Source organism: Hymenobacter actinosclerus, assembly GCF_900111515.1.
GTDB lineage: Bacteria > Bacteroidota > Bacteroidia > Cytophagales > Hymenobacteraceae > Hymenobacter > Hymenobacter actinosclerus.
The window spans coordinates 244,962-271,455 of record NZ_FOHS01000001.1; the positions used below are offsets into that span (position 1 = coordinate 244,962).

A 26,494-nucleotide genomic window follows, 5' to 3' on the forward strand; every position below is an offset into this window, starting at 1 on the left:
GGACGGAGCCATCAGCGGCAATTTTTAATTTTTCACTTCTAATTTTTAATTCGAAGTTAACGGTAGTTCTGGTCGTAGAAGCGCTGGTAGTCGGCGGGCTTGCCTTCCTGCAGCAGCACCGGCAGGTTATCAATACCCACAACCAGGGTTTGGTAACCCGCCCCGCGCATCCGGCTCAGCGGCGACTGGGGCCCCCGCAGCTTCAGGGCGTAGCTCTGGGCCAGCTTGGCGTTGGTCAGGCCCTCAATGATAACGGCTTCCTCCGTCGCGTTCAGGGCCTGGCGGCGCACCAGCAGGCTGCTCGACTTGTAAAAGCGGCCGTTGTAAGCCGTCAGCTGGGTGGTGAGCTCGGCCAGTTGGGGAGCATCCTTGGCCAGCACGATTACCACCGAGTGCGCGGCCGTCAAATCGGGTTTGTAGGGTGACGCCGGGGCGGCAGGAGGCGAAACCGGCGCGGGCGCCGGCGCAGGTGTTGTAGTGGACGGAGCTGCCGGAGCAGGGGTGGGGCTGGTTGCCGGCGTGCCGGCCGGTGCAGTTGGCGCGGCCGGTGTTGGCGCGGCCGGAGTAGCGGTTTCGGCAGTTTTTTTTGGAGGCGCGGGCGGCTTCTGGCCCCGGGCGCGGGCCTGGGCCGCGGCCCGCCGGGCGGCAGCTGCCTCCTCGGCCGGCGTGAGTGGGGTAGGGGCCACCGGCTCGACCGGAACCGGAGTTTCGGTTGGGGCCGGGGTCGGCGTCTGGGCCGGGGTAACGGGCTGCGGAGTAGCGGCTGGTGCGGCAGTGCCAGTTGCGGCGGCCTTACGCCGGTCAGCGGGCGTAGCCTTTGAGGCCGGGGCTACGGGCGCGGGCAACCCCACGAGTGGGGCCGGCTCGGGCCGGAAGCGGCGCACCGAGCGCGGCTCAATCTCGCCGGGCCGGAACTCCGACTTGCTGGGCTCGGTGGTGCTGGCCATGGCTCCGGCAATCTGGCCCTGGTCGTATTTCTGGTAGGTTTCGAGCAGCGTGGCGGCCTTGGGGGCCAGCGGGCTTTGGGGGTAGTCCTTGTAGAACTTCTCCACCGCCGCCTTGGCCGTGGGCGGCGGCTGCGTGCGCACGCTCAGCAGTGCCCCCAGGTAGGCCACCTGGTCGTTGAGGTCAGTTTCGGGGTACTGGGCTTTTGCCTGGTCCAGGGTGGCGCCGGCCTTCTTGAAGTCCTGCCGCTTATAGGCTGCAAACGCCGAATCGACGAGCACCGCTACCTTGGCGTTGGCCACCGAGGTGCGGCGCAGGTACTCGGGGTCGGCCACCAGGCGGGCGTACGACGAGTTGGGGTAGGCCTGCCGCAACCGGGCCGCGTACTGCCCGGACTGGGCCGGGTCGCGCTCCTTCTTTATCAGGTACAGAATATACAGCGTTTCGGGCGTGTGGGGGCCCTGCGGATAGCGCTGCAGCTGGGTTTCGTAGGTTTCCACGGCCTTGTCGGGCTCGCGCAGCTGCTGGTTGTAGATGCCGCCGAGCTGGTAGAGCGCCTCCTGGGTCTGGTCGTCGGACTTGGCCAGCAGCTCGGGCGTTAGCGGCACGTTCTGGCGGTACTGGCTTACCAGGTCGCGCAGCTGGGCCTGCGGGTCGGCCGCGGGTTCCGCGGGGCTGCCCGGGTTCAGTCCGGTACCATTAACGGCGGTGCTGCTGTTGCCGGCAATGCCCACCGGCACGTTGCCGCCCTGCGCCGTTACGGGCGAGTTGCTGGCCTGCGTGACGGTGCGCCAGTTGTCCTGCAGCGGCCGGTCGCCCCAGCGCCGGATAAAGTCGTTGCGGGCCGTACCCAGGGCCGTGGGGTTATCGAAATACCATTTGCCGCCGGTGTTGGCCGCCAGAAAATCCTCGGAGTTGATGTTGGGCTGCAGGTCGCGGCCGGGCGCCAGACCCACGGCGGTTTGCTGCTGGGCCTGCTGGCGCGCCTCTTCCTTAGCCTGGCGGGCGGCCAGCAACTCGGCCTGGCGCTGGCGCTCGGCCAGCTCGGCTTCAGCATAGCTGGTCAGGCGGGCCGTCAGCTCGTCGGGGCCGAGGCGGGCCAGGGCCTGCAGGCTGTCCTGGGTTTCCACTACGGTCAGCTCGCGGGCGAAATCCTGCAGAATGCCCGCCCGCTCGGCCACGGCCGCGTAGGTGGGGTTGGTTTTGGGCATGGCCTGCACGGTGCTATCGTAGTAGGCCGCAGCCAGGCGGTAGCGTTGCAGGTTTTCGTAGTAGATGCGGCCCTGCAGCAGATGGGTGTAGGCCTTCTGGGCCGGGTTGCCCTTGGGCACGCGCACCGATTTTTCGAGCAGCGCCAGGGCCGCCGGATAGCGCTGCTGCCGGTATTCGAGCCGGCCCATCTCGTAGTAAATCTTGTCGGTGTACTCCTTGTTGTTGGGGTCTTTGAGCAGCTTGGCAAAGTACTTATCCAGCCGGGCGCGGTCGTTCAGATTCAGATCCGACACCTGCCCAAGCATCAGCTTACTGAAGAAATCCAGCTCGTAGGGCGGGTTTTTCTTCAGAATCTGGTTGAGCTGGGCGTAGGCTTTCTTGTCTTCGCCCTGCAGTTGGTACAGCTGGGCCAGCACGTAGCGGGTGCGCGACTGCTCGTTCTTCTCCTCAATATAAGGAATGGCCTTTTCGAGGTTTTCAATAGCCAGCTTCGGCTCGTTTACCCGCTGGTAATACTCGGCGCGGGTCAGGAACAGGGCCCGGGCGTTGCGCTCGGTGCCGGCTTCCTTGTCGAGGATGTTCGATACGGCCGCCACGTTATCCAGCTCGTCGAGGGCCAGAAACGTGCGCATGAGCCAGACCAGCGCCTCGTGGCGGGCGTTCAGGTCTTTGCCGGTGCTGTTGACGTACTTGAACGTCTTGGCCGCATCCTCGAACTCGCGCTTGTAGTAGCGGGCCTGCCCGATGAGCAGGTAGGAGTCGTCGGTCCAGTCGGAGCCGGGGCGGTGCTGCACCGGCAGCGAGGCTTTTTTGATAATGTCGTCCATGTCGGCCGTCAGGCGGGTGGCCGTGGGCTCGTCAATCACCGGAAACAGCGGCAGTACACGGTTGTAGTCGTTCACCCGCTCTTTGTTGAGCTTGGCTTCGACTTCCTTCATCTTCTCGCGGGCCAGGAAGTAGGCATTGTCGCGGGCCACCACGTTGTCGTAGGTGCGGCCCACCAGCGAGCGGCGGTCGGAGCCGGCGCAGCCCTCCAGGGCCGTGGCCAGCAGTCCGGTAGCGGCCAGCGCCGCAAGGGAGCGGAAAAGAGCAGCGCGAAGGGTCGTCGGGGTCGTCGTCAAGGCGGCAGAGAGGCTCGGGGCAGAAAGATGGACGGACGGAAAACGCCCGCCGCCCACCGATTCGTTCGGGGGCACGGTTTTTCCAGCAACGTCGCAACCCGAGTAAAAGTACGGCTTTCTGTCCGGACGCTACCTGCGCCCGGCCCGGCCCGCTGCTAACGCGCTAAGCTGTAATTTTGTCGGCCCCTCCCACCTTTGCCAGCCCGTTATGGCCAGCCCTGCCAAGCCCACCGACCCCAACAATAACTCCGACCGCCTGCGCAGCGTGGCTCGCTACTCCGGCATCGGCGTGCAGATGGCCGCTACCATTGGCCTGAGCACCTGGGCCGGCTACTGGCTCGACAAGCACTACCAGACCAAAACGCCCTGGTTTACGCTGGGCCTGATGCTGCTGGGCCTGTTCGCAGCCCTCTACAATGTGATTCGGGCCGTGAGCAAGGGAGAATAAATATGAACAGTTATCCTACATCCATCTCTATTACCGATTTAGAACAGGTGCTGCTTCAAAGCCTAGCCGCACTGAAAAGTCAACACGGTGAGCAGGGACATATCGAGTTGAAGCATGACTTCTATTGGGATATTCCCGATGATCAACTCTATGCAGTATACCAAGAGCCACAGCAGCTCACCATCGGTCAGCTAAGTGAGAACTGCCAGATCATCAGGGAGAGTCAGGAAAGAGTCCTTACAGGATTCGACCTGCTCAAAGCAGCGCACTTGCTGCGCTATATCAGCCATACTCATATCATTCTGTAGCTAGCGTGAAATCCTTCCTCAAGCCTTACTTACTGTTCAGCCTGCTGGTGGGCTTTGTGCTGTATGCGCTCTACAGCCAGTTCGGGCCGCGCGTCATTCATCCGTTCACGGTGTACACGTTTGCTTTTTTCTTCGTGCTCACGCTGGTCCTCTACCGCATGATGGAGCGGCTGCTGCGGGCCGATGCCGACAACTTTCTGGTTGCCTACTTCGGGGCCATGGTGGCCCGGCTGCTTTTGTCGCTCACGCTGGTGCTGGTGTACCTTTTGCGGGGCGGCGGGCAGGAGGGCCCGGCCCGCTGGGCCTTCCTCGGCAGCTTCTTCGTACTCTATTTTCTCTTCGCCGGGTTTGAAGTATGGGCCGTTCTGAGTAACTTGCGCCCGTTTTCAAAACGGGGCGAAATCACAAAATGAAGATTTTGTGAGTAAATCCCTAAGCCACTCTGAATGAAGCGCTTACTTTTTGCCCTCTTTTGCCTCCTGTCGCTGACGGCCCGTGCCAGCGAGCCGGTCGCCACCACGGCCGACGCAACGGAGTCCGAAAACTTCAACCCGGGCGAGATGATTCTGCACCACATCGGCGATTCGCACGAGTGGCACTGGTTCTCGACCGACAACGACCACTACACCACCTACCTGCCCATTATTGCCTTCCGGCCGGGCCAGGGAGTCGCCGTATTCTCGTCGCGCCACCTGGCCGAAGGGGAGGTGCACGAGGGTCTGAAGCTGGAGCATGAGCACCTGGTATCGACCGATGGCGCTAAGGTGTACGACTTCTCCATCACCAAGAACGTGGCCACCCTCATGATTGCCTCGGCCTTGCTGCTGGTAGTATTCATGACCGTAGCCCGGGGCTATGCCAAGCGCGGCACCGCGGCACCGCGCGGCGTTCAGTCGTTCTTCGAGCCAATTATCGTCTTCATTCGCGATGAAGTAGCCAAGAAGTCCATTGGGCCGAAGTACGAGCGTTACCTGCCCTACCTGCTCACAGTGTTCTTCTTTATCTGGTTCAGCAACCTGCTGGGCCTGCTGCCCGGCTCGTCCAACCTCACCGGCAACATCTCCGTGACCATGACGCTGGCCGTCATCACGCTGCTCATCACGCTGTTCAGCTCCAACAAAAACTACTGGGCTCACATCTTCGCCACGCCCGGCGTACCCAAGCTACTGCTGCCCATCATGATTCCGGTTGAACTCATCGGCATTGTGGTGAAGCCCTTCTCGCTGATGGTGCGACTGTTTGCTAACATCACGGCCGGCCACATCGTAACGCTGAGCTTCATTTCGCTCATCTTCATCTTCCGCAACGTTGGGGTGGCTCCTGTGTCGCTGGCCTTCGGCCTGTTCATCAACATGCTGGAGTTGCTGGTCGCCATTCTGCAGGCCTACATCTTCACGCTGCTGACCGCCATGTACATTGGCGGGGCCGTGGAAGACCACCACGATGCCGACTACCAAATGGGTGGTGGCGACGGGGCTACCCCGGCCCAGGTACACTAAGCCCGCGCATTTTATTCCTCTGACTTTTTTCCGTTTTTCACTTCCCCAAATTCTTTTTTATGCTTCTTTCTCTGTTGTTGCAGGCCATTACTAATTCTGCTGGTCTGGCTGTATTCGGTGCTGCTATCGGTGCTGGTCTGGTTGCTTTGGGTGCCGGTCTGGGCATTGGTCGTATCGGTGGTCAGGCTATGGAAGCCATCGGCCGTCAGCCAGAGGCCTCGGGCAAAATTCAGACGGCGATGCTGATCGTGGCCGCTCTGATTGAAGGTCTGGCACTGTTCGCCGTAGTAGTCTGCCTGCTGATTTCCTTTAATCTCTAGGGCTAGAGGCAACACCCCGTAAGGCCCGCTACGCTAAGCCGCTTCAGCGTATAGTGTAGCGGGCTTTATGGGTTTTTAAACCTGAGACAACTCTTTCAACCGGCCGGAACATCCGGCTGGTTGAAGCGGTTAGCAGGACCCTCTTTACCCACCGTCTAGTTTTTGCCCATGCCTCCGTTAGTAACCCCCGAACTCGGCCTGATTTTCTGGCAGGTGGTGATCTTCCTCATCGTGCTGCTGTTGTTGCGCTCGTTTGCTTGGAAGCCCATCCTCAGCTCCCTCAAGGAGCGCGAAAGCTCCATCGAAGGCGCCCTGCGCATGGCCGACCAGGCCAAGCTGGAGATGCAGCAGCTGCAAGCCGGCAACGAAAAGCTGCTGGCCGAAGCCCGCATGGAGCGCGACCGGATTCTGAAGGAAGCCACCGCCATGTCGAACCAGTTCATCGAGCAGGCCAAGACCAAAGCCACCGAAGAAGGCGGCCGCATGATTGAGCAGGCCCGCGAAGCCATCCGCAACGAGAAGAACGCCGCGCTGGCCGAGGTGAAAAACACTGCCGCTCAGCTCTCCATCGACATTGCCGAGCGCATCCTGCGCCGCGAGCTGACCGATCAGCCCGCCCAGCAGCAGCTCGTCGATTCGTATTTGAAAGAAGTAAAGCTCAACTAAGCGGCAAGCTGTGAGCTGCAAGCTGCAAGCTTTCGTTCTACTGGCTAGAGCACGGGCAAAGCAGAAAACTTGCAGCTTGCGGCTTGTAGCTTGCAGCTAAAAATATATGTCTGAACTACGAGTTGCTTCCCGTTACGCCAAGTCGCTGATTGATTTGGCCCAGGAGCGGGGTGAGCTGGAGCAGGTGAAGCAGGACATGGACCTGTTCAGCAAGACGCTGGGCGAGAACCGCGACCTGCGCATGCTGCTGCGCAACCCCATTGTGAAGCACGATAAGAAGCTGGCCATTCTGAAGGCTATTTTCGGCGGCAAGGTGACGGACATGACGGAGAAGTTCTTCACGCTCGTAACCCAGCACAACCGCGAAAACTCCCTCGTTTTCATCGGCGACGAGTTCCTCAATCAGTACAACCTGAAGAAGGGAATGCAGGTCGCCCAGGTGACGACGGCCACCGTGCTCGACCCCAGCCTGCGCGAGCAGCTGCGCCAGCTCGTACGCGAGCAGGCCGGCATGCCCGAGGTAACGCTCCAGGAAAAAGTAGATCCAGCGCTGATTGGGGGCTTCGTGCTCCGCATCGGCGACCGGCTCATCGACGACTCGGTGAGCTTCCGGCTGCGCAAGCTGCGCACCGAATTCTCGAAGAATCCCTACCAACCCCAACTATAACCCACCATGGCAGACGTACGTCCGGATGAAGTATCCGCCATTCTGCGGGAGCAACTCTCCAACTTCAAAACCGAAGCCGAACTCGAAGAGGTGGGCACGGTATTGCAGGTTGGCGACGGTGTAGCCCGCATCTACGGCCTGGGCAACGCCCAGTCGGGGGAATTGCTCGAATTTGAAAACGGCCTCCAGGCCCTCGTGCTCAACCTGGAAGAGGACAACGTGGGAGCAGTAATGCTCGGCGACTACTCCGAAATCCGCGAGGGTGCCACTGTGCGCCGCACCAACAAAATTGCCTCCATCAAGGTGGGCGAGGGCATTGTTGGCCGCGTAGTAAACACGCTGGGCCAGCCCATCGACGGCCGCGGCCCCATCCAGGGCGAAACCTACGAGATGCCGCTCGAGCGCAAGGCGCCCGGCGTAATCTTCCGCCAGCCCGTAACCGAGCCCATGCAGACGGGCATCAAGTCGATTGACGCGATGATTCCGATTGGCCGGGGCCAGCGCGAGCTGATCATCGGCGACCGGCAGACGGGTAAGTCGGCCGTGGCGATTGATACCATCCTCAACCAGCGCGAGTTCTTCGAGCGCGGCGAGCCCGTGTTCTGCATCTACGTAGCCGTGGGCCAGAAGGCCTCGACCGTGGCCCAGGTGGTAAACGCCCTGACCAAGGGTGGCGCCATGGACTACACCGTAGTGGTGTCGGCTTCGGCTTCCGATCCGGCCCCCATGCAGTTCTTTGCGCCCTTCACGGGTGCCGCCATCGGCGAGTACTTCCGCGACACGGGCCGTCCGGCCCTGGTGGTGTACGACGACTTGTCGAAGCAGGCTGTAGCCTACCGCGAGGTGTCGCTGCTGCTGCGTCGCCCGCCGGGCCGCGAGGCCTACCCCGGCGACGTGTTCTACCTGCACAGCCGCCTGTTGGAGCGCGCCGCTAAAATCAACGCCTCGGACACCATTGCCCGGGACATGAACGACCTGCCCGACAGCATCAAGCACCTGGTGAAAGGTGGCGGCTCGCTGACGGCCCTGCCCATCATCGAGACCCAGGCGGGCGACGTTTCGGCCTACATCCCGACCAACGTAATTTCGATTACGGACGGCCAGATCTTCCTCGAAACCAACCTGTTCAACTCCGGTGTGCGTCCTGCTATCAACGTGGGTATCTCGGTAAGCCGGGTGGGTGGTAACGCCCAGATCAAGTCGATGAAGAAGGTGGCCGGTACGCTCAAGCTCGACCAGGCCCAGTTCCGCGAGCTGGAGGCCTTCGCCAAGTTCGGCTCCGACCTCGACGCCTCGACCCGCCTCACCATTGAGCGTGGCCGTCGTAACCTCGAAATCCTGAAGCAGCCCCAGTTCTCGCCCCAGCGGGTGGAGGATCAGGTGGCCATCATTTACGCCGCCACCAACGGCCTGCTCGACAAAGTGCCCGTGAACAAGGTGCGCGAGTTCGAGAAGGAGTTCACCCAGACCATGCAGACCCGCCACGCCCCCGAGCTGGCGGCCCTGAAGGCCGGCAAGCTCGACGACACCGTCATCGGCGCCATCCGCCAGGTTGCCAAAGACCTGTCGGCGGTTTATTCTTCGTAAGCTACAAGCCGCAAGCGGCAAGCTACAAGCTGATGTTTTATGTCAGCTTGTAGCCTACCGCTCGCAGTCCATAGCTCAGCACATATGTTAATTAAGCCGCGAACTTTAAGCGGCGAGCTTCACACTGACATCTACTCGTCAGCTAAAAGCTTGCAGCTTGCAGCTTGTCGCTTGTAGCTCAAAAAAATGGCTAGCTTAAAAGAAGTCCGCAACCGCATTGTGTCGGTGCAGAGCACGCAGCAGATTACCAAAGCCATGAAAATGGTGGCGGCGGCCAAGCTGCGGCGCGCCCAGGACAACATTCTGCGCATGCGGCCCTACGCCCAGCGCCTCAACGGCATCCTGGGCAACCTGACGGCCCAGGCCGACAGCGAGGTGCAGAGCGAGTACGGTGTGGCGCGCTTGGTGCGCCGCGTGCTGATCATCGCCATCACCTCCGACCGGGGGCTGGCGGGCGCGTTCAACAGCAACGTGTTCAAGGCCACCAATACCCTGGTGCAGAGCCGCTACGCCGAGCAGGCGGCCTCGGGCAGCGTGACGGTAATGGCCATCGGCAAGAAGGCGCACGAGTACTTCGGGAAGCGCGGCCCACTGCTGGGCGACTACCAGCACGTGTTCGGGCAGCTCTCGTTTGATACCGTGCGCCAAGCCGCCGAGCAGGCCATGGAGGGCTTCCGCAGCGGCGAGTACGACGAGGTGGTGATGGTGTACAACGAGTTCCGCAACGTGGCCACCCAGATTATCCGGGTGGAGCAGCTGCTGCCGCTGGTGCCCACCGAGGCCCCCGCGGAAGCCGCCGCGACCAGCAACGTGGACTACATCTTTGCCCCTTCCAAGGAGGAGATTGTGCAGACCCTGATTCCGCAGTCGCTCAAGATCCAACTCTACAAGGCCGTGCTGGAAAGCAACGCCTCGGAGCACGGCGCCCGCATGACGGCCATGGACAAGGCCACCGAAAACGCCGGTGACTTGCTCAAGGAGCTCAAGCTGACCTACAACCGCACCCGCCAGGCGGCCATTACCACCGAGATTCTCGAAATCGTAGGTGGTGCCGAAGCCCTGGCCGCCAGCCGGTAATCCTTTTTAGCTGGTAGCTGGTAACTGATGGCTTTCGTGCAAAGGCCCGCTTCCTTCCGGAAGCGGGCCTTTGTTTTGAGGCATGAGCGGCGCGGGGCCGCGGGTGCGGCTGGCTGAACCGGGCCGGCGGCGGCTTAGCGGGGCAGCGTGGCGCGGTGGGCGGTTACTTCGGCTATGGCCTGCTCCGGCCCGGGTACCTGCACCTCCACCCGGCGCACATCAACGGCCTGCAGGAAGGCGGCCACCGGTGCTTGGGGGGCTTAGAGCGAATTTTGAGTCGGTGTACCGGCTGTAGAGACGCAGTAACAACCTGGAAATCCGCTATACGTCTTCGGCGCAGGAGTATATAACGGTGGCGGCGCTGGTGGAGCAGGTGCTGGCAGCCGATACCCCGGCCCCGGAAGCGACCATCGATGCGCTGGTCGCCGCCCTCTACGGCGTGGCCCTGCCGGCGTAGGAGCGAGGGCTACGGTTGTGTTATATTTGTCGCCCCTGTTTCTGCGGGCCTTCCCGCTCGTTGCCTATGACTCCCGTATTCGCCAACGACGCCGGCGAGCTGCTGGCCCACCCCGCCGGCTACGCCCTGCTCCGCTACCGCCCCGGCGCCACCGACGTGGAGGCCCTGGCCGCCCTGCTCACCCGCATGGGCCGGCTGCTGGTGCAGCGCCGCTGGAGCTACCTGCTCAGCGACGCCCTGGAACTGCCCACACTGCCGCCCGCCTGCAAAGACTGGATGGTAACCGAATGGATTGGCGGCCGCATCGAGCGCCCCCCCGTGGTGCACGTGGCCGTGGTGCAGCCCGCCGCCGTGCTGGCCCGGCTTTCCACCTACGAAATGCAGGCCCAGGCCCAGGGCCGCACCCGCTACTACCACTTCGCTGACGAACCCGCCGCCCACGCCTTCGTAGTGGCCCGGCTGGGGGGATAGGGCGGGTTTAAAAGGCCAAGAAAGAACCAGCTCCCCTCCTCATATAAGAAGGGGAACTGGCTCTTTCTTGACCTTTTAAACCCTGTCTCCTCCTTCACCCCTGCATATACTGCCGCTTAGCCAGCTCCTTGCTGGGCTTGGGTGCGTGGGGGTGTTGTGCCAGCAGCTCCCGTACGTGCTGGGGCGTGAGGTGGGTAAAGTCGGGGATGACGGCGAGCGGGGCCTGGAAGTCGGTGGGTTGGAGGGTGGTGCTGAGGGCGATGCAGCGCATGCCGGCGCGGTAGGCGGCCTGCTCGCCGAGCAGGGCATCTTCGAACACCACGCACTGCCCGGGGGGCAGGCCCAGCTTGCGGGCGGTGGTGGTGTAGGTGTCGGCGTGGGGCTTGCCCTGGCGCACGTCGTCTTTGCCGATTACCACGTCGAAGTACTGGCGCAGGTCGAGGTAGTCGAGGATGTAGGAAATCGTGTCGTCGCCGGAGCCGGTGCCCAGGGCTGTTTTGAAGCCGGCCGCGCGGGCCGCCTGCAAAAACCCGCGCAGGCCGGCCACTTCCTGCCGCTTGTTCCAGTACAGCACCCGGTACAGCAGCTCGCGCTGGGCGGCGTACTCCTCGATTTTCTTTTCCGGGACGGGCTTGGTGAACACCGTTTTGAGGATTTCGCCGGCGGGCATGCCGTTGAGGCGGCGCAGCAGCCGGCGGGCGTTGGTGCTCAGGCCCAGGTCGCGGAACAGCAGCTGAAACGCGCGGGCCTGGGAGGCGGTGTTGTCGATGATAACGCCATCCATGTCGAAGATGAGGGCGTAGGGCAGGGGGGAGGAGTCAGGCATAAGGATTGGGGGGCACTCGGTGGGCGACGTTTTCTGCCTCTACGCAACTCCCAACGGGGTAGGCTACCTTTGCCCGTTGAACCGCCCGTGGCCTTCGGGGTGCGGCCTTATCAATTATTGCCTTGAAAACACCCCTGACCCTGCTGCTGGCCGCCACTCTGGCGCTGCCGGCCCTTGCCCAGAAGAAAAAGCCCGCCGCTCAAACCCTGGACCGTCCCAAGCTGGTGGTGGGCATCGTAGTCGACCAGATGCGCTACGACTACCTGTACCGCTACTGGAGCAAGTACGGCCAGGGTGGGTTTAAGCGGCTGCTGGGCGAAGGCTTCAGCTACGAGAATGCCCACTACAACTACGTGCCCACCTATACCGGGCCGGGGCACGCCAGCATTTATACCGGCACCACGCCCTCGGGCCACGGCATTGTGGGCAACAACTGGCTGGTGCGCGAAACCGGCCAGCGCACCTACGTCACCGAAGACAAAACCGTGCAGCCCGTGGGCGGCTCTATGGAGGCCGGCCAACAGTCGCCGGCCCACATGCTGGCCACCACCATCACCGACGAGCTGCGGCTGGCCACCAACTTCGAGAGCAAGGTGATTGGCGTGTGCATCAAGGACCGGGGCTCCATTCTGCCCGCCGGCCACGCCGCCAACGCCGCCTACTGGTACGACGGCACCAACGGGGCCTTCATCAGCAGCACCCACTACATGCAGCAGCTGCCGGCCTGGGCCACGGGCTTCAACGCCGAAAACCGGGCCGCCAGGTACCTCGACCAGCCCTGGACCACGCTGCTGCCCATTGCCCAGTACACCGAAAGCACCGCCGACGACGTAGCCTGGGAAGCCCCGTTCAAGGGCGAGGAGCGGCCTATATTCCCGCACGATTTGCCCCGCCTGAGCGCCCAGCTGCCGGCCGCCGTGAAGGGCGCCCTGAAGGCGGAAGGCGAAAAAGCCGTGCCCACCCGCAACCTCGACCTCATCCGCTCCACGCCCTTTGGCAACTCTTTGACGCTGGACTTCGCCCTGGCGACGCTCCAGGCCGAGCAGATGGGCCAGCGCGGCACCACCGACTTCCTGGCCCTGAGCTTCAGCTCCACCGACTACGTCGGCCATCAGTTCGGGCCCAACTCCATTGAGGCCGAAGATACCTACCTGCGCCTCGACCAGGAGCTGGCCCGGCTGTTCGACTACCTCGACCGCACGGTGGGCAAAAAGCAGGCCCTCGTGTTTCTGAGCGCCGACCACGCCGCCGCCCACTCGCCCAACTTCCTGCTCGAACACAAGCTGCCGGCCGGTTCGGTGGGCCCGCGCCTCATGCGCGACTCGTTGCAGCAGCGGCTGGTGCAGCGCCACGGCCCCGGCCAGTGGGTGCTGAGCTACGAAAACCAGCAGGTCTACCTCAACCGCCCGCTCATCGCCCAGAAAAAGCTCGACCTCTACCAGCTACAGCGCGAAGCGGCCGAGCTGATGCTGGACTTTGCCGGCGTAACGCGCGCCCTGGCCGCCGACGACGTGCAGAAGTCGCACTGGGAAAGCGGGCTGCTGATGTACCTGGAAAACGGCTACTACCCCAAGCGCAGCGGCGACGTGCTGGTGGTGCTCTCGCCCGGCTGGCTCGAATCGTACTCCTACCCCGTGAACAAGGGCACCACCCACGGCTCGGGCAGCTCCTACGACACCCACGTGCCCCTGCTGTTCTGGGGCTGGGGCGTGAAGGCGGGCAAGTCGTCGGCGCCGGCCAGGATTACCGATATTGCGCCCACATTGGCCCGCTGGCTGCACATTCAGGAGCCCAGCGCCAGCACCGGCGAGCCGCTGCGCGAGGTATTGGGCTGGTAGGTTTTTTAAGCTATTAGCTGAGAGCTGTTAGCTGTTAACTTCCGTTCGTCGGCCGGTTTTGTCTGCTTACCTTTGCAGCCCGCTTGTGCGGGGCGGCCGGCGCTGCCGGCCCCTTTCTTGTGTTTTCTCACCTTCAAGCTAACAGCTAACAGCTCTCAGCTAACAGCTTACCCCAACATGGCCAAATTCAACCCCTGGCACGACGTATCGCGCGGCGACAACGTCCCCCAAACCGTTACCGGCATTATTGAAATCCCGAAAGGCTCGAAGGCCAAGTACGAGCTGGACAAAGACAGCGGCATGCTGAAACTGGACCGCGTGCTGTTCTCGGCCGTGCATTACCCGGCCGCCTACGGCTTCATTCCGAAAACCTACTGCGACGACAACGACCCGCTCGACATCCTGGTGCTGTGCTCGGTGGAAATCGTACCCATGTGCCTCGTGGAGGCCAAGGTGATTGGCGTGATGCAGATGGTGGACGGCGACGAGGAGGACGACAAAATCATTGCCGTGGCCGCCCACGACATCTCCGTCAACCACTACAACGAGCTCGACGACCTGCCGCCGCACACGCTGCGCGAAATGCAGCGCTTCTTCGAGGACTACAAAGCCCTGGAGCACAAGTCGGTAACGGTGCAGCGCTTCCTGCCCCGCGAGGAAGCCTACCGCATCATCGACGAAAGCATCCGCCTCTACAACGAAACCTTCCCCAACGGCAACGACCACGACCAGGTGCTGGCCAAGGAGGAACTGAAGGGGTAATAAAAGGCAGTGGCAGAAAAAAAGCTGTCATCCTGAGCTTGCGAAGGACCTTCTTACGGTAGCACTGATGCCATAACGATTGGTGCTACCGTAGGAAGGTCTTTCGCAAGCTCAGGATGACAGCTTTTTTTCTGCTAACTCTTGCTCCTAACTTGCCCGCATGGAACTGCTTCACCCCGAACCTGACCACCTGCCCCGCCCACCACTGGCCGGGTGGCAGCAGGTACTCGACGCGGTGCTATACAGTAGCGTCTGGCTCTCGTTGGCGGCGCTGGGGCTGATGTGGGCCACGTTTCTGTTCTGGGGCGTGCATATTTCGGGGCGGCTGGGGGCGTTGATTTTCACTGCCACCCTGTTTCTCTACAACCTCGACAGCGTGCTGCCCTACAAGCACGGCCAGCTGCCCGGCGCCACCCGCCGCAAGCAATGGATTCGGGCGCACCGCCCCCAGCTGCTGGGCCTCACGCTGGTAGCCGGCGCGGTGGCCGCCGGGCTATACCTGACCGATGCCCAGTTGCGGCCCCTCACGCTGTTTGGAGGCCATCTGGCGGTTATTTCAGTGCTCTACTCGATGCCGCTGTGGCGCCGCCAGGGCCGCTGGTGGGCCCTGCGCGACCTGCCGCTGCTCAAGGTGTTCCTCATTGCCTACGTCTGGTCGGCCGTTACCGTCTGGATACCCGCCCTGTACCTGGGCCGCTACTGGGCGTCGCCGGTGGTACTGGTGCTCTTCGCCCGCCGCTTCCTGCTGATTCTGGCCGTGGCCTTCGTCTTCGATATCCGCGACTACAGCAAGGACCTGCTGACTGGCACCCGCACGTTTCCGGGCCTGCTGGGCATTCGGGCCACCAAATGGCTGGGGCTGGCGGCGCTGCTGGCGGCCGCGGTGCTGGTACCGCCGGGCGTATCGGTGGCCCACGCCGTGGCGCTGGTGGCGCCGCTGGGGCTAATGGCTGCGGTTACCTGGTACGCCGAGGAGTCGCGCCCCGACTACTACTTTGCCCTGCTCACCGATGGCGTAATGGTCGTGCAGTTCGTGGCCGTATGGCTGGCGGTGGGAAGGTGAATGCGTGAATGAGTGGCTCGGTGAATGCGTGAGCCCGTCCGTCATCCTGAGCGGAGCGAAGGACCTTATCCCGTTGCAAGAGCCTTGCCTACGTCGGTGCTGGCGTAAGCAGGTCTTTCGCTCCGCTCAGGATGACAGGCGGGCTCACGCATTCACCGAATCACTCATTCACTCATCAGCTCCTCCAGGGCCGGGCCGATGAAGCGGACGATGTCTGAAGCCAGCAGGCCGGTGTGGCCGGTGTGAGGCAGGGCTAGGTCGCCGGCGCGGCCGTGGGCGTGCAGGCCCAGCAGGGCGGCGTCGAGGGGCGAAAGATTTTTGTGGGCCCGGAGCGCCAGCAGCAGGCCGGTCAGCACGTCGCCGCTGCCGCCGGTGGCCATGCCGGGGTTGCCGGTGCTGTTGAAGTAGAGGGTGCCGTCGGGCGCGGCCAGCACGGTGTAGGCCCCCTTGATGATACAGTAGCAGCTGGTGCGGCCCACGAAGGCGCGGAGCTGCTCCAGGCGGTGGTAGTCGTCGCGGGCCGGCTCGCCCACGAGGCGCTCGAACTCCTTGGGGTGGGGCGTGAGCAGCGAATCGGGCGGCAGCAGCTTCTGCAATTCGGGGTGGGCGCCCAGCAGGTTGAGTGCGTCGGCATCAATAACGAGCGGCACGGTGGCGGTGGTCAGCAGTTGGTGCAACACTTCACGGGTGTCGTCGTGCTGCCCCAGCCCCGGCCCGATGCCTATGGCGGCATAGGGTGTCAGCTCGGGCAACTCGCTTATGTGGTCAGAAGCCGAGTCGGCCAGGCACATGGCTTCGGGGGCTGAAATCTGGAGGATATCGTAGCCCACGGCCGGCACGCGGGTCGTGATGAGCCCCACGCCGGCCCGCAGGCAGGCCTGGGTAGCCAGCACCGCCGCCCCCATCTTGCCCTTGCTGCCCGCCAGTAGCAGCGCGTGCCCGAAGGTGCCCTTATGGCTGAACTTCGGCCGCTTCGGCAGCCGTCCGCGCAGGTCTTCGGCCGTTACGAAATGCTTATCCACCGGCGTATTGCGGATAACTTCCGGGTCCAGCCCGATCGGCAGCAGTTGCCAGTCGCCCACGAAACCGGCGTTCTGCGGCAGCAGGAAGGCCAGCTTGGGCAGCTCGAAGCTGAGCGTGTAGTTGGCCCGTACCACGGCGCTGTCGGCCGGCTGGGGCGCGTCGGCCAGCAGGCCCGAGGGCATATCTACCGCCACCACCGTCGCGCCCGCCTCGTTGATGTGCCGCACCAGCGCGGCCGCCACGCCCGCCAGCGGCCGGCTCAGGCCGGTACCAAACAACGCATCCACGACCACCGCCCCGGCCGCCAGGGCAGGCAGCTTGTTTGGGTCGATTTCCCGGGCCGGCAGCTCGGCGGGCAGCTGCTGTTGCTGGTGGCTGAAGTCGGCCGAGTGCCGGGCGGCGGGCAGCAGCCACAACTGCACGGCGTAGCCGGCACGGTGCAGGTTGCGGGCCACGGCCAGCCCGTCGCCGCCGTTGTTGCCCGGCCCGCAGCACACGTGGATAGCGGTATCGTAGTCGAGCAGCAGCTCATCCAGCAGCCAGCTGGTCACGGCATCGGCGGCCCGCTCCATCAGGTCGGTTGAGGTGATATGTTGGGCCTGAATGGTGGCCTGGTCGAGGGCGCGGGTCTGGGCGGCGGAAAGGAGTTTCATCTTCTCTATACCTTCAGCCGGCTCCGAGGGATGCACCGGCCGGCTGGAAAGCGCCTCAAGCGGCTCGCCAGAAACTTCCGGGCCGCCCGGCGCGTTTGTAACCTGGGCCGCCCGGCGGTCCATCTTCATTTAACCCGACCCCTTATGCAAACCTGGAACGATATTATCCGGCTGGCCAACCACAGCAGCCCGGCCCCCGATAAGCGCGTAGAGAAAACCGATGCCGAGTGGCGCGCCCAGCTCACGCCCGAGCAGTACCACGTCACGCGCGAGCACGGCACCGAGCGGGCCTTCAGCGGCGAGCATTGCGAAAGCCACGAAGCGGGCCTCTACGCCTGCGTCTGCTGCGCCACCCCGCTCTACGACTCGCGCACCAAGTTCGACTCGGGCACCGGCTGGCCCAGCTTCACCCAGCCCGTGAAAGAAAACGCCCTCAAGTACAAAAAGGACACGAGCTACGGCATGACGCGCATCGAAGTGCTGTGCAACGCTTGCGACGCCCACCAGGGCCACGCCTTCCCCGACGGCCCGCCGCCCTCCGGCGTGCGGCTCTGTATCAACTCGGCCAGCGTGCAGCTGGTAAGCGAAAAGCAGGAGGCGTAGGCCGCTTCAACGGCTGCGGTAACACTGCTAAAAGCCCTTTCGCCCCGCGCGGAAGGGCTTTGCTGTGGCCGCCTGGCCGGAAGCCGGGGCGGGCCCGCCCGAAAGGTGGTGGCCCGGTAGCCGGAACCGAGGAATTTCTGCCGATTTTTGCACTCCCACCGCGCGGCGCCGGTTATGCGCGTACCGTCTTTCCTGCCACCGGGCGCCAGGCCTCGCCTGCGCCCTCTTCCCACCCCGCCCATGTCTTTGCTCTTCACCGATTTCACCAGCTGGCAGGCCCATTGCGCCGCCACCAGCGAACCGCTTTTTCAGCCCGTGCTGCAGTACGAAATCGAGCAGAAGGGCCGCACCGAGGAGCAAATATGGGACGGTCTGCAGCGGGCCTACGACGTGATGCGCGACGCCGTGCACACCGGCCTGACCCAGGACATGACTTCGCGCTCGGGCATGGTGAACAACGGGGCCAAGAAAATTGCCGCCTCACCCATCACTGTGCTGTCGCCCGAGTTCAAAAACCTCATTACTCGGGCGCTGGGGGCCAAAGAGGTCAACTCGTGTATGGGCCGGGTGGTGGCCGCGCCCACGGCCGGCGCCTCGGGCATCCTGCCCGGCGTGCTCGTCACGCTCCAGGATATTCATAAGCTGGAAGACCGCCAGATTCTGGAAGGCCTGCTGGTAGCGGCCGGCATTGCCCTCATCATTGAGCAGAACGCCTCGCTGGCCGGCGCCGTGGGCGGCTGTCAGGCCGAAACCGGCTCGGCCGCGGCCATGGGCGCCGGGGCCATCGTGTACTGCCTGGGCGGCTCGGTTGAGGAAACGTTTGCCGCCGTGGCCATTACCATTCAGTGCATGCTGGGCCTCGTCTGCGACCCGGTGGCGGGCCTGGTGGAGGTGCCCTGCGTGGTGCGCAACGCCTCGGCCGCCGCCATTGCCTTCAGCTCGGCCCAGATTGCCATTGCCGGCGTCAACCCCGTCATCCCCGTCGACCAGTGCGTGGCGGCGCTGGGCGAAGTGGGCGAAAGCATGGAAACCCGCTATAAGGAAACCGCCCTCGGCGGCCTGGCCAACACCCCCCGGGGCCGCGAAATCGAGAAAATGGTGCTTGTGCAGGACGTGCAGATCCTGCCCGACGAGGACGGGGACTAAGTTACCCGGTGGCTAAATACGCTGGCCAACAAAGACAGTGCGTGAGTTGATGGCGGCATATTTACCCCATCAACTCACGCACTGTCTTTGTTGGCCAGCCAGTCGTTGTCCAGCTCGCTGCCCGGGTTCATGGTGATACGGGCCAGGTGGGCGATGGCGCGGGCGTAGCGCCTGCGCAGTTCGTGGTACTGCTGCCAGGCCTCGTCTTCGGGGTGCAGGTCGAGGCCGGTTTCGCGGAGCTGCTCGTGGGCGCGGGCGAAACTGGCGCGGGTGGTGGGGTCGTCGGGCGAGTGGGCGGCGTCTTCTTCGAAGTGGAAAAAGCGCGCTACCCGGTTCAGGGCCACGCAGCCGGCCTTGAAGCAGATTTGCAGGTGCGGGTTGGCGGGTTGGTTGAGGCTGCTGGTGATGAGGGCGGCCGTATCGAGGATGACGCCGGCCGTCGACACCCAGGAGCGGCCGGGCTGGGGCGAGCGGAAGAAGGAGAGAATGGGCAGTGAGGTGTGGGTTTCCTCGATTTCGATGAACCACTCTTCCCAGGCCTGCCACTGCTGCTGATTTTCACCCAGCCCGTTCGTGCGCTCGAGCCAGCAAATGAGTTCCGTAGCCGAGGCCCTGGTGCCGGCCCGCAGCTCCAGCCGGGCCACCGTCAGCTCGCGCTTCGAGAAGGCCTGGTACATGGTGGGCAGGTAGGAGATGAGCAGCGTGAGCAGCAGCAGCCCCAACGTGGCCTCCGAGTACGAGAGCATGTTGGCCCACATGTTGTGGCTGGGCTCCTCCGAGCCCAGCGTAAGCAGCGAACTGTTGCTGATGCGAAAGCAGCGCTCCAGATGGCCCTCGCCCAGCGCCCAGAAAATAAGGGTATAGCTGATGCTCAGCAGCGCCAGCCACACGATGGGCAGCATAATCAGGCCGACGGGTGCATACAGGGCCATTACCCGGTCGCGCTGGGCATAGGTGCGGCCCAGGCGGGCCACGGCCCGAAACAGCACCCGGATGCTGCGAAACACCCAGCTGCTGAGCAGCACGTTTTCGTTGCGCGGCAGCACGAACGAGCGCACGGCCCCGAACAGGGTGCTCACTACCAGAAAAAGGCCGACCCCCAGGGCCAGCCCGCGCAATACAATATCCGGCATAAGCTCAACGGGCGCGCTAACAGGCCGCCCGCCCTTGTACTGCCCGCGGGCCGCCGGGGTTGGCTAAGCGGGCACCCTTCCACAAAGGCAAGTGCATGGAAGTTGCGGCTATATCAGGGCTGAAACTTTACCCCCGCGCCTTCCACAGCTGCCGGAACGTTTTGGGGGCCACCTGCACGGCATCGCGGCGCTTGCTCCAACCCACCTGGCCCAGCAGGCGGCTCAGCACCCAGTTCTTGGCGGCGGCCGGGGCCAGGTCCCAGACCCAGCGGCGCTTCATACCGTGCAGCCAGAGGCTGATGGCGCGGCGCTCCTCAGGGTCGGTGTAGCCGGCTTGCACGCTTTGCTGGCGGTTTTTGAGCAGCAGGTTATGAATCGGAATCTTCACCGGGCACACCGAGGTGCAGGCCCCGCACAGGCTACTGGCGAAGCTCAGGTGCTTGTTTTCCTCCATCCCCGACAGGTGGGGCGTAATCACTGAGCCGATGGGACCCGAGTAGGTGGCCTCGTAGCTGTGGCCGCCGATGTTCTTGTACACCGGGCACACGTTCAGGCAGGCCCCGCAACGGATGCAGTTGAGGGCCTCGCGCTGCTCGGGCTGGGCCAGCAGGTTGGTGCGGCCGTTGTCGAGCAGAATCACGAACATTTCCTCGGGGCCATCCTTTTCCAGCGGCTGGCGCGGACCGGTATAGATGGTGTTGTACACCGTGAGCTGCTGGCCGGTACCGCTGGTGCTCAGCAGCGGCCAGAACAAATCCAGGTCGCGCAGCCGGGGAATCACCTTTTCAATGCCCACAATGGCAATGTGGGTGCGCGGAAACGTGGCCGAGAGGCGGGCGTTGCCTTCATTCTCCGTCACGCACACCGCGCCCGTATCGGCCACCAGAAAGTTGCCGCCCGTGATGCCCACTTCGGCGGCGGTGTATTTGTCGCGCAGCAGGTGGCGGGCCGTAAGCACGAGCTGCTGGGCGTCGTCGGTGTGGGCTATGCCGAGATGCTTGACGAAGATATCAGCAATGTCGGCCTTGCTCAGGTGCATGGCGGGCGTGACGATGTGGTAGGGCCGCTCGCCGTTGAGCTGCACGATGAACTCGCCTAAATCTGTCTCCACCGACTCGATGCCGCGCTTGCCCAGGTACTCGTTGAGGTGGATTTCCTCGGTCGTCATGCTCTTGGCCTTTACCACGGTGCGGGCCTTGCGGCGCTCCATAATCCGGCCCACCTCGGCCAGGGCCTCCGCCGCGTCGCGCGCCCAAATTACCTGGCCGCCGCGTTTGCTGAAGTTCTCCTCAAACTGTAGCAGGTACTCGTCGAGGTGGTTGATGACCTCCGTTTTCAGGTACGACGCCCGGCTGCGGGCCAGCTCGTGGTCGGCGTAGAAGCCCATGCCGGTGGTTACGGCCGCGTTGTACTTGCCAATGTTGAAGCGGATTTTGCGCCGGTGCTCTAGGTCGAAGGCCTTGCGGTCGGTGTCGACCAGAAACTGGGCGGCTTTGGTGGGGACAGGGGCGGCAGTCGGCTTCATGGCAAGGGGGCGTCGGTGAACAGGGTCAGACAAAGATAAAAACCCGCCGGACCGGAATCGGTTCGGCGGGTTTCAGAAGCTGGCAAGAAACTGACGGCTACAAAAGAACGTCATGCTGAGCATGTGGCGCATAGAGCCAGTGCTCGAAGCATCTCTACCGCAGTGCTAATCCTGACGCAGGAGTTAGTTTGGCAACGAAGCGGTAGAGATGCTTCGACAAGCTCAGCATGACGTTCTTCTCTAACAGCTCGGCTACTTCTTGTTCGAGTCCACCACGATGCGCTTGTCGCGGTTGGCCAGGTCCCAGGCAGTGTAGAAGACGAGGCGGGCGCGCTTCTCCATCTTGGGGAACTCGATTTTCTCTACTTCGTCGCCCGCGCCGTGGTAGTCGTCGTGCACGCCGTTGAAGAAGAAGGCCACCGGAATGCCGTGCTTGGCGAAGTTATAGTGGTCGGAGCGGTAGTAGAAGCGGTTGGGGTCCTCGGGGTCGTTGAAGCGGAAGTCGAGGTCGATGTTGGTGTACTTCTCGTTCTGGGCCTGCAAAATGGTGTGCAGCTCCGAGCTGAGCTTGTCGGAGCCGATGACGTACACGTAGTCGCCCTTGCCCTCGTGCTCCTTGTCGGTGCGGCCCACCATGTCGGTGTTCAGGTCGACTACCGTGTTTTCGAGCGGGAAAATGGGGTGGTCGGTGTAGTACTCGGAGCCCAGCAGGCCCTTTTCTTCGCCCGTTACGGCCAGAAACAGGATGCTGCGGCGGGGGCCGTGGCCCTCCGCCTTGGCTTTCTGGAAGGCCTGGGCCATTTCCAGCACCGTTACCGTGCCCGAGCCGTCGTCGTCGGCGCCGTTGTGCACCTCGCCGTTGATGATGCCGATGTGGTCGTAGTGGGCCGACAGAATCACCAGCTCGTCCTTGCGGTCGGTGCCTTCGAGGTAGCCCATCACGTTCTCGGTTACGAAATCCTCGGTTTTGCGCGGGGCGAATACCGTAGCCTTAGCGGGCCGGAAGGGGCTGACAACCGGCTTGCCGGCCTGCGTTACGGCCGCCGCGTACTTAGGCACCGTCTGGGCGTTGGTGCCCAGCAGCTTGTAGCCCACTGCCGGCGACACGAAGTAGGCCGTAGGCCGGCCGCCGTCCTTGGCATCCTTGAAGGCAATGCTGGGCCGGCTGATATAGGGCGCCATGCGGGCTGCCAGCTTGTCGAAGTTGCTGTTGGGGTTGAAGTCCACGAAGAACACCGAACGGGCGCCCTTCTGGGCCGCCAGCGTCAGCTTGGCCCGGAAATCCTGGCCCCACTTGCTGTTCTGGCCGTCTTTGCCCAGCAGCGCCGTGCCCTTGGCCGTCTGGGGCTCGCCGAGCATAATCAGCAGGTCCTTGCCTTTCACGTCGCCCAGGCTGGCGTAGTCGGAGTAGCCGTCCTGCTCGATGCCGTAGCCCGCAAACACGGGCTGCACGGCCGTGGGGGCCGCAAAGCCCAGGCCGCCGAGGGCGTAGAAATCGGTGAGCCACTTGTAGGAGTTGGGGCCGATTTTGAGCGTGGCGCCGTCGGCCCAGCTGCTGCGCACCATGGTGAAGTGCTGGATGTAGGGGTTGTCGGAACCCTTTACCGGACCTTGCAGACCGAGGTCGGCAAACTGCTTGGCCAGGTAGTCCATGGCCATTTTCTGACCCTTCTCGCCGGTTTCGCGGCCCTCGTATTCATCCGAAGCCAGAATGGTGAGGTGCTGGCGCAGATCGGCCTGGGTGATGGTTTCGGCGTAGGTGCGGGCCGGGTCGGCGGCGGTGGTGGCCGTGGAGCCGGCCGTGGTTACGGCAGTAGTGGCCGTGGCGGCGCCAGCACCTTTGGCCGAGCCCAGCGGCTGCTGGGTGGCGCAGGAAGCCGCCGTAAAGCCCGCAGCCAGCAGGTAGGCGAAGTGGGATGGTTTGAACATGGAATGGTTGAGGGATTTGTGGACTGATTTATCGTGTGTCATCCTTCACAGGCTCAGGATGATAAAGGCGCGCGTTACTCCTTCACAATCAGCACCGAAGCATACGCCGCCACGCCTTCGCGGCGGCCCACAAAACCGAGCTTTTCGGTGGTTGTGGCTTTGATGCTGACGTCGTCGGCCGCAATGCCTAGTACCTCGGCCAGCACGCGCTGCATTTCGGGGATGTGGGGGTTGACTTTGGGCGCTTCGAGGCAGATGGTGGAGTCGATGTTGCCAATGGTGTAGCCTTTCTCGCGCAACAGACGCGCAACTTCGGCCAACAGACGCTTCGAGTCGACGCCTTTATACTGCGGGTCGGTGTCGGGGAAGTGGAAGCCGATGTCGCGCAGGTTGGCCGCGCCCAGCAGCGCGTCGCAAATCACGTGAATGAGCACGTCGGCGTCGGAGTGGCCGAGGCCGCCGTGGGTGTGGGGCACCAGGATGCCGCCGAGCCAGAAGGGTAGCCCTTCCTGGAGCTGATGAACGTCGTAGCCGAAGCCAGTGCGGATTTTCATGGAGAGGAGCGTTGGAAAGCGGGCAAGTTACGGCTTCGGCCCAAAGCTGCCCGCCGGCCAAACCAGGCCGGGCGAACCGGCAGCCCGGCAGCAGCAAAAGCGGGCCACGGCGGAAGCTGAAAACCGCAGTTGCAGCAGCGGCCAGAAGCGCCCTGGCAGGGTAGGGGCGAAGGATTAGGAAATATCTATGGAAACCAACAACTCATTTAAAGTTTCCTGCGTACCTTTGCACTCCGCTATGGAAATCAAAGACCGAATTCTGCAATCCGCCCTGACGCTTTTCACCCGCAACGGGATAAAAAGCGTGTCGATGGATGACATTGCCTCCGACCTGGGTATCTCCAAAAAAACGCTCTACAAGTGGTTCGATAACAAGGACGATTTGGTGTCGGGTGTGATTGGGGGCCACCTGCACGGGGTGCAGGACGAGTGCGCCGGCATTGCCGGCGCGGCCGACAACGCCGTGGACGAGATGGTGCGCATGATGGAGTGGGCCAAGCGGCAGTTCTCCGAGGTGAACCCCAACACCGTGCACGACCTGCGCAAGTACTACCCGGCCGCCTGGCAGCTGTTCCACGACCATAAAAACAAGTACATCCTCAGCCAGATTCAGGACAACCTGCACCGCGGCATTGCCGAGGGCCTCTACCGCCCCGACCTCGACGTGGAAGTGCTGTCGCGCCTGCGCCTGGCCCAGATTGACATCCTGTTCGACGCCGACGTGTTTCCGCACGTCCATTTCGGGCAGCCGCGGGTGCAGCTGGCCTGCAACGAGCACTTTCTGCTGGGCATGGTCACGCTCAAGGGCCACAAGCTCGTTAATGAGTACCGCCACGTAACCGAAGAAGAATAGATTTCTGGGGCCTGGCGCCTGGTTTGAACCCCAATAGGACCTAAGCGCTACCAACCACGCATCAAGCACTACAAAAGCAACTCCTGCTTCCCATTTATATGAAAAAGAACCTTCGCCTTTTGCTGCTGGCCGCCGGGTCGGGCCTGCTGGCCCCGGCCGGGGCGGCGCTGGCCCAAACGGCTCAGCCCGCGCTGGGCTCCTCCCTGGATGCCACTGCCGGCACGCTGCCGCTGAGCCTCAAGCAGGCCATCGACTACGCCGTGAAAAACAAGCCAACGCTGCTGTCTACCCGCCTCGGCGAGCAGTCGGCTAAGGCGAAAGTGGGCGAAATCCGGTCGGCGGGCCTACCGCAGGTGAACGTGGTGGCCAATGTGGCCGACAACTTCAAGCTGCAGAAGAGCCTGGTGAACTTCGGGGCGCTGGGCGGCGGACAGTCGGCCACCACGCTCACGCCGCAGGATATTGCGGCCGCCCAGAACGGGCAGACGGTGAACCTGGGCACGGTAACGCTGCCTTCCGACCCGGTACCGCCCCAGGCGTTTGCCTTTGGCCTGCAATGGGCCGGCAACACCAGTGCCTCGGTGTCGCAGCTGCTCTTCGACGGCGCCTACCTCATTGGCCTGAAAGCGGCCAAAGTGTACGAGGAGCTGGCGCAGAAGCAGACCCAGCAGGCCGAAATCGACGTGGTGGAGCAGGTGAGCAAGGCCTACTACAGCACCCTGGTGGCCCGCGAGCGGCTCCAGCTGCTCTCGCGCAACGTGCAGCGCCTCGATACGCTGCTTTATCAGACCAGTGAAACATTCAAGGCGGGCTTCGCCGAGAAGCTCGATGTGCAGCGCCTGCAGGTGCAGCGCAACAACCTGGTGGTGGAGCAGCAGAAAGCCAGCCGCCTCACCGAGCTGAGCGTGGCGCTGCTTAAGTTTCAGATGGGCCTGCCCCAGAGCCAGACCGTGGCCCTGAGCGACTCGCTGAGCACTGCCCTCGTAGATGCCGGCACCCTGCGGCGCAGCCTCGGAGCGGCCGATTTCAAAACCGGCGGCGGCGCGAGCGGCCTCGGCGACGTGCCTTCGGCCCCGGCTCCGACTACCACCGATAACGCCGACCAGCGTGCCCAGGACCAGCAGACGGCCCTGAGCGGCGCCCGCACCGGCCAGCTGGCCGGCGCCATCAACTACAACAACCGCATCGAGTTCAGCACCCTCGAAACCCAGCAGGCCCTGGCCGGCCTCGATTTGGCCAACCGTCGGGCCGGGGCCTACCCGCGCCTGCTCGCGACGGCCGCCTATGGTTTCTCGGGCTCGGGGCAGAATGCCAGCGACCTGTTTGCGTTTCGCGGGCCCAACTCGCGCACCGGCAACGGCTTCTCGAACCAGAACTGGTTTGGCTTCGGCAACGTGGGCCTGAGCTTGCAGATTCCGGTGTTCGACGGCTTCCGCCGCAAGTATCTGGTGCAGCAGTCGCGCATTCAGCAGCAGACCATTGAGCGGGGCTTCGAAACCCTGCGCCAGAGCATCGACTTGCAGGATGCCCAGAGCCGCACCAGCCTCATCAACGCCCTCGACGTGCTCGACAATCAGCGCGCCAACCTGGGCCTGGCCGAGGAAGTGGCCCGCGTGTCTCGCATCAAGTTTCAGGAGGGCGTCGGTGCCAACCTGGAGGTGATTTCGGCCGAAACCAACCTGCGCGAAGCCCAGACCAACTACTACGCCGCCCTCTACGATGTGCTGGTAGCCAAGGTCGACCGCGACAAAGCCACCGGCGAACTGTTCCGCAAAGCATCTAATTGAGGAGCTAGAAGATAGGAGCTA

At 63.3% G+C, this 26,494-nt stretch carries 24 protein-coding genes; 17 read left to right on the plus strand and 7 right to left on the minus strand.

What is annotated here, in order from left to right; genetic code table 11:
• Positions 1-56: 56 nt before the first annotated feature.
• The gene (porW, locus tag BMY67_RS01035; protein ID WP_092767461.1) at positions 57-3,278 is read right to left on the minus strand and encodes a type IX secretion system periplasmic lipoprotein PorW/SprE; all 3,222 of its coding nucleotides are present in this window, start codon (positions 3,276-3,278) and stop codon (positions 57-59) included.
• 208 nt (positions 3,279-3,486) lie between these two features.
• Between porW and BMY67_RS01040 the strand changes: the two genes are divergently transcribed.
• From BMY67_RS01040 to BMY67_RS01085, 10 genes are all read left to right on the plus strand, one after another.
• Entirely contained in the window at positions 3,487-3,726 is a 240-nt protein-coding gene (locus BMY67_RS01040) for an AtpZ/AtpI family protein (protein WP_092767463.1), read from the plus strand.
• A 2-nt stretch (positions 3,727-3,728) separates the two neighbouring features.
• A complete protein-coding gene (locus BMY67_RS01045; protein ID WP_092767464.1) occupies positions 3,729-4,034 on the plus strand; it encodes a hypothetical protein in 306 nt (101 codons plus the stop codon).
• Between the two features lie 5 nt (positions 4,035-4,039).
• Positions 4,040-4,447, plus strand: coding sequence for a hypothetical protein (locus BMY67_RS01050; protein ID WP_092767466.1), 408 nt, complete (start codon positions 4,040-4,042; stop codon positions 4,445-4,447).
• A 33-nt stretch (positions 4,448-4,480) separates the two neighbouring features.
• Entirely contained in the window at positions 4,481-5,533 is a 1,053-nt protein-coding gene (atpB, locus tag BMY67_RS01055; protein ID WP_092767468.1) for a F0F1 ATP synthase subunit A, read from the plus strand.
• Between the two features lie 59 nt (positions 5,534-5,592).
• Entirely contained in the window at positions 5,593-5,853 is a 261-nt protein-coding gene (gene atpE / locus BMY67_RS01060; protein WP_019946527.1) for an ATP synthase F0 subunit C, read from the plus strand.
• A gap of 168 nt (positions 5,854-6,021) precedes the next feature.
• Entirely contained in the window at positions 6,022-6,519 is a 498-nt protein-coding gene (locus BMY67_RS01065) for a F0F1 ATP synthase subunit B (protein ID WP_092767470.1), read from the plus strand.
• 106 nt (positions 6,520-6,625) lie between these two features.
• Positions 6,626-7,186 carry an ATP synthase F1 subunit delta gene (gene atpH / locus BMY67_RS01070; protein WP_092767472.1) on the plus strand — a complete coding sequence of 187 codons (561 nt, stop codon included), beginning with the start codon at positions 6,626-6,628 and terminating at the stop codon, positions 7,184-7,186.
• Positions 7,187-7,192: 6 nt separating this feature from the next.
• Positions 7,193-8,773, plus strand: a complete 1,581-nt coding sequence (gene atpA, locus BMY67_RS01075) for a F0F1 ATP synthase subunit alpha (protein WP_092767474.1) — start codon at positions 7,193-7,195, stop codon at positions 8,771-8,773.
• 186 nt (positions 8,774-8,959) lie between these two features.
• A complete protein-coding gene (gene atpG, locus BMY67_RS01080) occupies positions 8,960-9,850 on the plus strand; it encodes an ATP synthase F1 subunit gamma (RefSeq protein WP_092767476.1) in 891 nt (296 codons plus the stop codon).
• A 523-nt stretch (positions 9,851-10,373) separates the two neighbouring features.
• Positions 10,374-10,778: a hypothetical protein gene (locus BMY67_RS01085; protein ID WP_092767478.1), complete on the plus strand. Its 405-nt coding sequence runs from the start codon at positions 10,374-10,376 to the stop codon at positions 10,776-10,778.
• A 94-nt stretch (positions 10,779-10,872) separates the two neighbouring features.
• Here BMY67_RS01085 and BMY67_RS01090 read toward each other — a convergent pair whose 3' ends face one another.
• Complete coding sequence (locus BMY67_RS01090; RefSeq protein WP_092767480.1) at positions 10,873-11,604, minus strand: HAD family hydrolase; 732 nt, start codon at positions 11,602-11,604, stop codon at positions 10,873-10,875.
• A 122-nt stretch (positions 11,605-11,726) separates the two neighbouring features.
• Between BMY67_RS01090 and pafA the strand changes: the two genes are divergently transcribed.
• From pafA to BMY67_RS01105, 3 genes are all read left to right on the plus strand, one after another.
• A complete protein-coding gene (gene pafA, locus BMY67_RS01095; RefSeq protein WP_092767482.1) occupies positions 11,727-13,442 on the plus strand; it encodes an alkaline phosphatase PafA in 1,716 nt (571 codons plus the stop codon).
• A gap of 177 nt (positions 13,443-13,619) precedes the next feature.
• Positions 13,620-14,204, plus strand: coding sequence for an inorganic diphosphatase (locus BMY67_RS01100; protein WP_092767484.1), 585 nt, complete (start codon positions 13,620-13,622; stop codon positions 14,202-14,204).
• A 160-nt stretch (positions 14,205-14,364) separates the two neighbouring features.
• Positions 14,365-15,267, plus strand: coding sequence for a UbiA prenyltransferase family protein (locus BMY67_RS01105; RefSeq protein ID WP_092767486.1), 903 nt, complete (start codon positions 14,365-14,367; stop codon positions 15,265-15,267).
• A gap of 164 nt (positions 15,268-15,431) precedes the next feature.
• Here the strand turns inward: BMY67_RS01105 and BMY67_RS01110 are convergent, their stop codons facing one another.
• On the minus strand, positions 15,432-16,943 hold the full coding sequence (locus BMY67_RS01110; protein ID WP_092767488.1) for an NAD(P)H-hydrate dehydratase: 1,512 nt from the start codon (positions 16,941-16,943) through the stop codon (positions 15,432-15,434).
• A gap of 144 nt (positions 16,944-17,087) precedes the next feature.
• Between BMY67_RS01110 and msrB the strand changes: the two genes are divergently transcribed.
• Positions 17,088-17,546 (plus strand): peptide-methionine (R)-S-oxide reductase MsrB, encoded by a 459-nt coding sequence (msrB, locus tag BMY67_RS01115; protein ID WP_092767490.1) that lies wholly within the window; start codon positions 17,088-17,090, stop codon positions 17,544-17,546.
• A 240-nt stretch (positions 17,547-17,786) separates the two neighbouring features.
• Positions 17,787-18,692 carry an L-serine ammonia-lyase, iron-sulfur-dependent, subunit alpha gene (gene sdaAA, locus BMY67_RS01120; protein ID WP_092767492.1) on the plus strand — a complete coding sequence of 302 codons (906 nt, stop codon included), beginning with the start codon at positions 17,787-17,789 and terminating at the stop codon, positions 18,690-18,692.
• 74 nt (positions 18,693-18,766) lie between these two features.
• On the opposite strand, the gene BMY67_RS01125 is transcribed toward sdaAA, so the two are convergent.
• The 4 genes from BMY67_RS01125 to ispF all read right to left on the minus strand — a co-directional run bounded on the left by BMY67_RS01125 (position 18,767) and on the right by ispF (position 23,833).
• Positions 18,767-19,825: a hypothetical protein gene (locus BMY67_RS01125; RefSeq protein ID WP_092767494.1), complete on the minus strand. Its 1,059-nt coding sequence runs from the start codon at positions 19,823-19,825 to the stop codon at positions 18,767-18,769.
• A 127-nt stretch (positions 19,826-19,952) separates the two neighbouring features.
• Entirely contained in the window at positions 19,953-21,350 is a 1,398-nt protein-coding gene (locus tag BMY67_RS01130) for a LutB/LldF family L-lactate oxidation iron-sulfur protein (protein WP_092767496.1), read from the minus strand.
• A gap of 252 nt (positions 21,351-21,602) precedes the next feature.
• Positions 21,603-23,279 (minus strand): M28 family peptidase, encoded by a 1,677-nt coding sequence (locus BMY67_RS01135; protein WP_092767498.1) that lies wholly within the window; start codon positions 23,277-23,279, stop codon positions 21,603-21,605.
• 74 nt (positions 23,280-23,353) lie between these two features.
• Complete coding sequence (ispF, locus tag BMY67_RS01140) at positions 23,354-23,833, minus strand: 2-C-methyl-D-erythritol 2,4-cyclodiphosphate synthase (RefSeq protein WP_092767500.1); 480 nt, start codon at positions 23,831-23,833, stop codon at positions 23,354-23,356.
• 238 nt (positions 23,834-24,071) lie between these two features.
• On the opposite strand from ispF, the gene BMY67_RS01145 reads away from it, so the two are divergent.
• Positions 24,072-24,686: a TetR/AcrR family transcriptional regulator gene (locus BMY67_RS01145; RefSeq protein ID WP_092767502.1), complete on the plus strand. Its 615-nt coding sequence runs from the start codon at positions 24,072-24,074 to the stop codon at positions 24,684-24,686.
• A gap of 98 nt (positions 24,687-24,784) precedes the next feature.
• On the plus strand, positions 24,785-26,473 hold the full coding sequence (locus BMY67_RS01150) for a TolC family protein (protein ID WP_092767504.1): 1,689 nt from the start codon (positions 24,785-24,787) through the stop codon (positions 26,471-26,473).
• The last annotated feature ends 21 nt before the right edge of the window (positions 26,474-26,494 follow it).